The sequence below is a fragment of the Bacillus sp. LR_5 genome (genome assembly GCF_042709275.1).
Genome location: NZ_JAVAXX010000265.1, coordinates 1 through 8,857, shown reverse-complemented (window position 1 = coordinate 8,857; position 8,857 = coordinate 1). Strand labels below are relative to the sequence as shown.

Sequence of the window (8,857 nt, the reverse complement as noted above, 5' to 3'; positions counted from 1 at the left end):
TAAAGAAGCCATTTTAAATCGCGAAAGCCAAAGCTCCACGGGTATCGGTGAAGGAATCGCTATCCCCCATGCGAAAACGGCAAGCGTTATCAACCCGGCGATCGCGTTCGGACGTTCAAAAGACGGCGTCGATTATGAATCATTAGACGGCCAGCCGGCTCACTTAGTGTTCATGATCGCGGCGACTGAAGGCGCAAACAACACTCACCTTGAAGCATTGTCAAGACTTTCAACGCTGTTAATGCGTGAAGAAATCCGTAAGCAGCTCCTTGAAGCTGAGTCTGAAGATGCCATCATCGACATTATTAATCAGCACGATAAAGATGATGACGAAGAGGAAGAGGAAGAAGAAGAAGAAGCGGCACCAGCACCTGCCGGAAAAGGGAAAATTTTAGCGGTTACTGCATGCCCGACAGGTATTGCCCATACATTCATGGCTGCTGATGCCCTTAAAGAAAAAGCGAAAGAGCTTGGTGTGGAAATTAAGGTCGAAACAAATGGGTCAAGCGGCATTAAGCACAAGCTCACTGCCCAAGAAATCGAAGATGCACCTGCAATCATTGTCGCAGCGGACAAGCAGGTTGAAATGGAACGTTTTAAAGGCAAGCGCGTACTTCAAGTTCCTGTAACGGCGGGTATCAGACGTCCGCAAGAGCTTATCGAAAAAGCGATGAATCAAGATGCGCCGATTTATCAAGGCAGTGGCGGCAGTTCAGCAGCTTCAAACGACGATGAAGAAGCGAAAGGCAAGTCTGGAAGCGGTATCGGAAACACGTTTTATAAGCACCTGATGAGCGGTGTCAGCAACATGCTTCCGTTCGTAGTCGGCGGCGGTATTCTCGTTGCGATTTCATTCTTCTGGGGAATTCACTCTGCTGATCCGAATGATCCTAGCTACAACACGTTTGCAGCAGCATTAAACTTTATCGGCGGCGACAATGCATTAAAACTGATTGTTGCAGTTCTGGCCGGTTTCATTGCGATGAGTATTGCAGATCGTCCTGGTTTTGCGCCTGGTATGGTCGGAGGATTTATGGCAACTCAAGCGAATGCTGGATTCTTAGGCGGCTTAATTGCCGGATTCCTTGCCGGTTATGTCGTGATTTTACTGAAAAAAGTATTTACGTTTATCCCTCAGTCACTTGATGGATTAAAACCTGTTTTGATTTACCCGCTGTTCGGTATTTTTATCACTGGCGTATTAATGCAATTTGTCGTTAATACACCTGTAGCGGCATTTATGAATTTCTTAACAAACTGGCTTGAAAGCCTTGGTACTGGAAACCTTGTGTTAATGGGTATTATCTTGGGCGGCATGATGGCGATCGATATGGGTGGCCCGCTTAATAAAGCTGCCTTTACGTTCGGTATCGCCATGATCGATGCAGGCAACTATGCGCCTCATGCAGCAATCATGGCCGGCGGTATGGTTCCTCCGCTTGGTATCGCACTTGCAACAACCATTTTCAGAAACAAATTCACTCAGCGTGACCGTGAAGCTGGTATTACATGCTATTTCATGGGAGCTGCTTTCGTAACAGAGGGAGCGATCCCATTTGCTGCGGCTGATCCGCTTCGCGTCATACCAGCTGCTGTAGTCGGTGCAGCTGTTGCCGGCGGATTAACTGAATTCTTCCGAGTAACGCTTCCGGCGCCTCATGGAGGAGTATTCGTAGCTTTCATTACAAACCATCCGATGCTTTACCTTTTAAGTATCGTGATCGGTGCTGTCGTGATGGCAATTATCCTCGGTATCGTCAAAAAACCTGTTACAGAAAAATAAGAAAAAAAGCGTCCTTGGTTCGAAAGGACGCTTTTTCTTATCCGGCCGGCAGGGAGCGCGGTTAAGTTATGTATTTTATTCTTTTTTATGATAAAGTAAAAGAAGAGAAACAACTGACATAGCAATTGTCTAGGAGGAAACACTTTGACCGAGGAAAAAAATACGAATACTGAGAAAACGGCGAAGAAAAAAACCAATACGTACCTGGAATGGGGTAAAGCGATTGTCATCGCTGTTCTGCTGGCTCTCCTGATCCGTCACTTTTTGTTTGAACCGTATTTAGTTGAAGGTTCATCTATGTATCCCACATTACATGACGGAGAAAGGCTGTTTGTGAATAAAACAGTCAACTATATCGGCGAGCTGAAGCGCGGAGATATCGTTATTATCAACGGTGAAACTTCTAAAATCCATTATGTAAAAAGATTGATCGGAAAGCCTGGAGAAACCGTTCAAATGAAGGATGACACGCTTTATATAAACGGTAAAAAAGTAGCCGAGCCTTACTTGTCTAAAAACAAGAAGGAAGCAGAAAAACTTGGTGTCAGTCTGACAGGAGACTTTGGACCGGTTAAGGTTCCGAAAGGCAAATACTTTGTCATGGGAGATAACCGGCTGAATTCTATGGACAGCCGAAACGGGCTGGGACTGATCGCGGAAGATCGAATTGTCGGCACATCGAAGTTTGTCTTTTTCCCGTTTAACGAAATGCGTCAAACAAAATAAAAACGCCTTGCTGGCCTAGGACAGCAGGCGTTTTTATTTTGAAAAAGAAGCGACCAATGCAATGCATAAAACCGTGATGAACACTGAACCGATAATAGCTAGCACACTGAAGAAAAGGTGAACCTGTTTGTTCTCTTTTCCGCGCTTTTCTAAAAGCCGTTTAGAAAAAATGTGCGAAAATATGTAAATAAGGGCTATGCCTATATATAAGCCGATATCTTTGGCGGTAAAGCCTGTTACGGCAAGGTAAAAGCCCGTAAAAAAGATCAGTAAGCAATATTCAGTAAGTGTTAAAAGCCTCAACGTGTTCCTCCATGAGAGTGTGTAATTTTCCAGGCGGATGCATTCTCTCTCTTTAATTGTAACACAGCTGGCTGGTTTGGGTGTATAAGTGTTTTCTCTCTGTTTTATCAGGGAATCATTTCTCTTGCCCTGCATTCATGGTATACTTTTATTGATGATAGACATGATGGAGGATAATAAATGATTGCTGTAAATAATGTAAGCTTGCGGTTTGCGGATCGCAAGTTATTTGAAGATGTTAATATTAAATTTACCCCAGGCAACTGCTATGGGTTAATTGGTGCAAACGGTGCCGGTAAATCAACGTTTCTAAAGGTGCTGTCAGGCGAAATCGAGCCTCAGACAGGCGACGTGCATATGAGTCCTGGCGAGCGTCTTGCCGTCTTGAAGCAGAACCATTTTGAGTACGAAGAGTATGAAGTGCTGAAAGTGGTCATTATGGGCCACAAACGCCTGTATGAAGTCATGCAGGAGAAAGACGCTATTTACATGAAGCCTGATTTCTCAGATGAGGATGGGATTCGTGCTGCTGAGCTAGAAGGTGAATTCGCGGAACTGAACGGTTGGGAAGCGGAAAGTGAAGCTGCGATCCTGTTAAAAGGCCTTGGTATCTCAGAAGATCTGCACACAAAAAAGATGGCAGACCTCGGCGGTTCGGAGAAGGTAAAAGTTCTCTTGGCACAGGCATTATTCGGCAAGCCGGATGTTCTGCTCCTCGATGAGCCGACGAACCACTTGGACCTTCAGGCAATCCAGTGGCTTGAAGAGTTTCTGATTAACTTTGAAAACACAGTTATTGTCGTATCCCATGACCGCCACTTCTTAAATAAAGTATGTACGCACATTGCCGACCTTGATTTTAACAAAATTCAAATCTATGTCGGAAACTATGATTTCTGGTACGAGTCAAGCCAACTGGCGTTAAAGCTTTCTCAAGAAGCGAACAAGAAAAAAGAAGAGCAGATTAAACAGCTTCAAGAGTTTGTCGCTAGATTCAGCGCCAATGCGTCTAAATCTAAGCAGGCTACATCAAGAAAGAAACTTCTCGAAAAAATCACGCTGGATGATATTAAACCGTCTTCCCGCCGCTATCCTTATGTTAACTTCACGCCGGAACGGGAAATCGGAAATGATGTTCTTCGCGTGGAAGGCTTAACAAAAACAATCGATGGCGTAAAGGTGCTTGACAATGTCAGCTTTATTATGAATCGAGAAGATAAAATTGCTTTCACTGGCCGAAACGAACTTGCTGTTACTACGCTGTTTAAAATCATTTCCGGGGAAATGGAAGCTGACAGCGGAACGTTTAAATGGGGTGTTACCACATCTCAAGCGTATTTTCCAAAAGACAACAGCGAATATTTCGAAGGCAGTGATCTGAACCTTGTAGACTGGCTTCGCCAATATTCTCCGCACGACCAAAGTGAGAGCTTTTTACGCGGTTTCTTAGGACGCATGCTGTTCTCTGGAGAAGAAGTCCACAAAAAAGCAAATGTACTTTCCGGGGGAGAAAAGGTCCGCTGTATGCTGTCGAAAGCGATGCTTTCTGGCGCCAATATTTTAATTTTGGATGAGCCGACTAACCATTTAGACCTAGAGTCCATTACAGCGCTCAATAACGGCTTAATCAGCTTTAAAGGCGCTATGCTGTTTACTTCCCATGACCATCAGTTTGTGCAGACCATTGCCAACAGAATTATAGAAATTACACCTAACGGCATCGTCGATAAGCAAATGAGCTATGACGAGTTCCTTGAAAATGCTGATGTGCAGAAAAAATTGACTGAACTATATGCGGAATAAAAAAAGCAGAGATTTCTCTGCTTTTTTTGATACCTAAATATGAAAGGAGATCACAACATGAAATTTTTGGTTGTCGGAGCAGGTGGAGTAGGCGGGTATATTGGCGGACGGCTTTCGGAGAAAGGAAATGATGTGACATTTCTCGTGCGCCAAAAACGAGCTGAGCAGCTTAAAAAAACCGGGCTTGTCATCCATAGTGAAAAAGGGAATGTATCATTTCAGCCCGAACTAATCAGTGCCGGAGAAACAGGGCAATTTGATGTCGTTATCATTGCTTCTAAAGCATACTCGCTTGGTCAAGTGATAGACGATGTCAAACCATTTATCCATCAGGAATCTGTCATTATCCCTTTTTTAAATGGGTACCGCCACTATGAGCAGCTATTTGCGGCATTTTCAAAAGAACAGGTGCTGGGCGGCCTGTGTTTTATAGAAAGTGCTTTAGACAACAAAGGAGAAATTCATCATACGAGCACATCGCATCGTTTTGTATTTGGAGAATGGAACGGCGAGCGTACGGAGCGGATAAGAGCGCTTGAAGAGGTATTTTCAGGTGTGAAGGCTGAAGTCATCATTAGCGGGCATATCGAGAAGGACATTTGGAAAAAGTATCTCTTTATTGCAGCGCAAGCGGGGATCACAACGTTATTTCAACGACCGCTTGGCCCAATCCTCGCCACAGAAGCCGGACGTCACACGGCTCAAACTCTTATTGGGGAAATTTGCGCTGTTTTACGAAAAGAAGGTGTTCCGGCTGATCCGGATCTTGAGGAAGAGAGCTTTCGTACGATGACCAGCATGTCTTATCATATGAAGTCCTCCATGCTGCGGGATATGGAAAACGGCCAAACGACAGAAGGCGACCACCTGCATGGATTTTTGCTTGAAAAAGTTAAACGTTTATCTCTCGCTGCACCAGTATTAGAAACCGTTTATGCGAATCTGCAAATGTATGAAGCAGAAAAATAAAAAAAGGAGGCGGAAAAGCCTCCTTTTATTTACTTAAAAAGCCCAATTTCCGTTTCTGAAGATAGGCTCTCTTTTCCCGTCTGCCGTAATTCCGTCAATATTCATATCCTTAGAACCGATCATAAAGTCCACGTGTGTAATGCTCTCATTTAGGCCTTCTTTGACAAGCTCTTCACGAGACATCTGCTTTCCGCCTTCAATATTAAAGGCATAGGCGCTTCCGATCGCCAAATGATTTGACGCGTTTTCATCAAACAGCGTGTTATAGAAAAGAATGTTTGATTGTGATATAGGCGAATCGTAAGGAACAAGTGCCACTTCACCTAAATAGTGAGAACCTTCATCTGTTTCCACCAGTTCTTTTAAAATATCCTCACCTTTTTCAGCTTTAATGTCGACTATACGGCCATTTTCAAACGTCAGGGTGAAATTTTCAATAATATTTCCGCCGTAGCTTAATGGTTTTGTGCTTGATACCACTCCGTCAACCCCGTCTTTTTGCGGCAGCGTGAATACTTCTTCTGTCGGCATATTGGCCATAAACTCATGGCCGCTTTCATTCACGCTTCCCGCACCTGCCCAAACATGCTTCCTAGGCAGCTTAATTGTTAAATCAGTTCCTTCAGCTTGATAATGTAAGGCAGCGTAATGTCTCTCGTTCAAATGGTCAACTTTTTCATGAAGATTTTGGTCATGATTGATCCACGCCTGAACCGGGTTGTCTTCATTTACGCGTGTCGCTTTAAAAATTTCTTCCCACAGAAGGTGGATCGCTTCCTCCTCTGATTTGCCAGGAAACACCTTGTGAGCCCAGCCTGCTGATGCCGCACCTACGACAGTCCAGCTGACTTTGTCTGATTGAATATATTGTCTGTATGTATGCAATGCTTTGCCTGCTGCTTTTTGGAATGCCGCAATCCGTTTGGAATCTATACCTTTTAGCAAGTCTGGGTTTGACGACACAACAGAAATGAAAGCAGCTCCATTTTTGGCAAGCTCTTCTCTGCCTTTTGCTTCCCATTCAGGATATTCTTCAAATGCTTCAAACGGCGCAAGTTCGTATTTTAATTTGGCTACTTCGTCATCCTGCCAATTCACGGTGACGTTTTTTGCGCCCTTTTCATATGCGTGTTTTACAATTAAACGGACAAAATCCCGAACGTCTGTTGAAGCATTTACGACTACATACTGGCCTTTTTGGACATTAACGCCGACTTCTACCGCCAGCTGTGCATATGTATTTAATTTCTGTGAAAATGAATCCATGAATCATTCCTCCAAGCTTTTTTCTCATCATATCAAATATGATCCTATAAAGGAAAGAAGGAGCCCAAAGTGAAAAACCCAAAACGACACGTCTTGGGTTTTTCAATATTATGGATGATTCAGTTTTACAGTGCCGCCTGCAGGCGAATGGGGCATATTTGCCAAAGAAATGCTCATGCCTCCAAGAATAATTCCGCTTAAAATGGCTGCGATCGCTACTCTTCTTCCTAAATCTCTTAGCATCTGTTTCCTCCTTAACGTTTCTCCATTTCCCACAATATGAAGGAAGTGAGGAAAAAAGAAGCAAGAAATTTGCCGCGTGTGAGAATTTTGCGGGTAAAGACTATTTAATTGCCTTTTGCAGCTTATCAATCACTTCTAAAGAACGGCCTGTGCCGATTGCTACAGATTCAAGCGGGTTTTGCGCCACGTGTACAGGCACGACAATCTCTTCTGTGAGCCATTCTTTAATTCCATTAAGGAGCGCGCCGCCGCCTGTTAAAATAACGCCGCGATCAACAATATCTCCGCTCAATTCAGGCGGACAGTCCTCAAGTGTCGCTCTGATGGCTTCAAGAATATGCAGGAGGGATTCACGCATTGCATCTTGAATTTCGTTGGATTGAAGCATAATGGTTTTTGGAAGACCTGTCACGAGGTCACGTCCCCGAATTTCCATTGCCTCTGGTATATGTTCAATCAGAGCATGGCCAATTTCCATTTTTACCTGCTCAGCTGTGCGTTCGCCGATCAGCAAATTGTATTTTTTACGGACGAAAGAAACGATATCCTCATCAAGCTGGTCTCCGCCGATCCTGATAGAATGGCAGGAAACAACGCCACCGAAGGAAATAATAGCGACCTCTGTCGTCCCTCCGCCGATATCTACTACCACATTGGCAACCGGCTCATCAACCGGTAAATCCGCTCCGATGGCGGCTGCAACTGGCTCTTCGATTAAATGAACGTTTTTCGCGCCGCAATTTTTCACCGCATCACTGATGGCGCGGCGTTCTACTGCTGTTGAGCCTGATGGTGTGCAAACGACTACGTTCGGTTTTCTGAACGACATGCCGATGCTTTTTGCTGCTTTTTTCATAATGTGCTTTAGCAGGTCAGTTGTCATATCATAGTCTGCGATCACGCCATCTTTCATCGGTCTGACAGCGACAATTTTTCCCGGTGTTTTACCGATCATGTTTTTCGCGTCAGCTCCGATTGCAAGCACTGCTTTTGTCGTCGTATCCACTGCGACAACAGATGGTTCATTTAGGATAATCCCTTTATTTTTGCTGTAAACAAGTATATTAGCTGTTCCTAAGTCAATCCCGATTTCAGTTGATTGAAACATGTTTTCACCCAATCTCTATCCTAATTTAATATGATTCTACATTTAAAGTTTCTCAGAAATACTGCGATTTTTGGGGGTGTGTGTCGGTAAAGAAATGTTTTTGTAAAAAATCAAGGAACTGTGTAATAGAAGTAATACATTTTTCGGTTTTATGGAAAAAATATCTTGTAATTCTTATAGAAAGCGGGAAACTTTTTCAAAGTTTCATTCGTCTACGATATATTGAGGTACATCCTTAAAACATTACATGAGAAAAGAAACATTTAAAGGAAGAAGGGTTTTTATGAAATCAATAGGTGTTGTGAGAAAAGTAGATGAATTAGGCCGCATTGTCATGCCGATTGAGTTGAGACGGGCATTGGATATTGCCATAAAAGACAGCATTGAGTTTTTTGTTGACGGAGATAAAATTATCTTGAAAAAGTACAAACCTCATGGCGTTTGTTTAATGACTGGAGAAATCACTTCAGAAAATAAAGAATACGGCAACGGTAAAATTACGCTAAGCCCTGAGGGTGCACAGCTGCTTCTCGAAGAAATTCAAGCCGCTTTAAAAGAATAAAATTATGCTAAAAAAGGCGGAGCGATATCATCTCCGCCTTTTTTGCGTATCAATTTTTGATTACCGCCGCCTAAGATAAGACATCAAGATATTT

9 protein-coding genes are annotated in these 8,857 nt (G+C 43.5%); 5 read left to right on the top strand and 4 right to left on the bottom strand.

Going from position 1 to position 8,857, the window contains the following annotated elements:
• Together RAC86_RS30970 and sipT are read left to right on the top strand one after the other, a co-directional pair.
• Positions 1-1,783, top strand: a 1,783-nt coding sequence (locus RAC86_RS30970) for a PTS fructose transporter subunit IIABC (protein ID WP_377886379.1), incomplete at its 5' end; no start/stop codon positions are given.
• Positions 1,784-1,927: 144 nt separating this feature from the next.
• Positions 1,928-2,509 carry a signal peptidase I sipT gene (gene sipT / locus RAC86_RS30965; RefSeq protein ID WP_003232348.1) on the top strand — a complete coding sequence of 194 codons (582 nt, stop codon included), beginning with the start codon at positions 1,928-1,930 and terminating at the stop codon, positions 2,507-2,509.
• Between the two features lie 33 nt (positions 2,510-2,542).
• On the opposite strand, the gene RAC86_RS30960 is transcribed toward sipT, so the two are convergent.
• Positions 2,543-2,812: a hypothetical protein gene (locus tag RAC86_RS30960; RefSeq protein WP_003232345.1), complete on the bottom strand. Its 270-nt coding sequence runs from the start codon at positions 2,810-2,812 to the stop codon at positions 2,543-2,545.
• 180 nt (positions 2,813-2,992) lie between these two features.
• Here RAC86_RS30960 and RAC86_RS30955 point away from each other — a divergent pair, with 180 nt between their 5' ends.
• Complete coding sequence (locus RAC86_RS30955; RefSeq protein ID WP_003232344.1) at positions 2,993-4,615, top strand: ABC-F family ATP-binding cassette domain-containing protein; 1,623 nt, start codon at positions 2,993-2,995, stop codon at positions 4,613-4,615.
• A 57-nt stretch (positions 4,616-4,672) separates the two neighbouring features.
• Positions 4,673-5,584 carry a ketopantoate reductase family protein gene (locus tag RAC86_RS30950; protein ID WP_377886378.1) on the top strand — a complete coding sequence of 304 codons (912 nt, stop codon included), beginning with the start codon at positions 4,673-4,675 and terminating at the stop codon, positions 5,582-5,584.
• 33 nt (positions 5,585-5,617) lie between these two features.
• Here RAC86_RS30950 and RAC86_RS30945 read toward each other — a convergent pair whose 3' ends face one another.
• The 3 genes from RAC86_RS30945 to mreBH all read right to left on the bottom strand — a co-directional run bounded on the left by RAC86_RS30945 (position 5,618) and on the right by mreBH (position 8,201).
• Positions 5,618-6,850, bottom strand: coding sequence for an aminopeptidase (locus tag RAC86_RS30945; RefSeq protein WP_003232341.1), 1,233 nt, complete (start codon positions 6,848-6,850; stop codon positions 5,618-5,620).
• A 108-nt stretch (positions 6,851-6,958) separates the two neighbouring features.
• Positions 6,959-7,093 carry a protein YkpC gene (locus RAC86_RS30940; RefSeq protein ID WP_003238865.1) on the bottom strand — a complete coding sequence of 45 codons (135 nt, stop codon included), beginning with the start codon at positions 7,091-7,093 and terminating at the stop codon, positions 6,959-6,961.
• Positions 7,094-7,193: 100 nt separating this feature from the next.
• Entirely contained in the window at positions 7,194-8,201 is a 1,008-nt protein-coding gene (mreBH, locus tag RAC86_RS30935; RefSeq protein ID WP_003245743.1) for a cell shape-determining protein MreBH, read from the bottom strand.
• Between the two features lie 283 nt (positions 8,202-8,484).
• On the opposite strand from mreBH, the gene abhA reads away from it, so the two are divergent.
• The gene (gene abhA, locus RAC86_RS30930) at positions 8,485-8,763 is read left to right on the top strand and encodes a transcriptional regulator AbhA (RefSeq protein ID WP_003244728.1); all 279 of its coding nucleotides are present in this window, start codon (positions 8,485-8,487) and stop codon (positions 8,761-8,763) included.
• Positions 8,764-8,857: the final 94 nt, after the last annotated feature.

Bases quoted from the DNA above. Each gene is read 5' to 3' on its own strand.
- mreBH (WP_003245743.1), bottom strand. From the start codon at position 8,201: ATGTTTCAATCAACTGAAATCGGGATTGACTTAGGAACAGCTAATATA.
- RAC86_RS30955 (WP_003232344.1), top strand. From the start codon at position 2,993: ATGATTGCTGTAAATAATGTAAGCTTGCGGTTTGCGGATCGCAAGTTA.
- RAC86_RS30940 (WP_003238865.1), bottom strand. From the start codon at position 7,093: ATGCTAAGAGATTTAGGAAGAAGAGTAGCGATCGCAGCCATTTTAAGC.
- RAC86_RS30950 (WP_377886378.1), top strand. From the start codon at position 4,673: ATGAAATTTTTGGTTGTCGGAGCAGGTGGAGTAGGCGGGTATATTGGC.
- RAC86_RS30945 (WP_003232341.1), bottom strand. From the start codon at position 6,850: ATGGATTCATTTTCACAGAAATTAAATACATATGCACAGCTGGCGGTA.
- abhA (WP_003244728.1), top strand. From the start codon at position 8,485: ATGAAATCAATAGGTGTTGTGAGAAAAGTAGATGAATTAGGCCGCATT.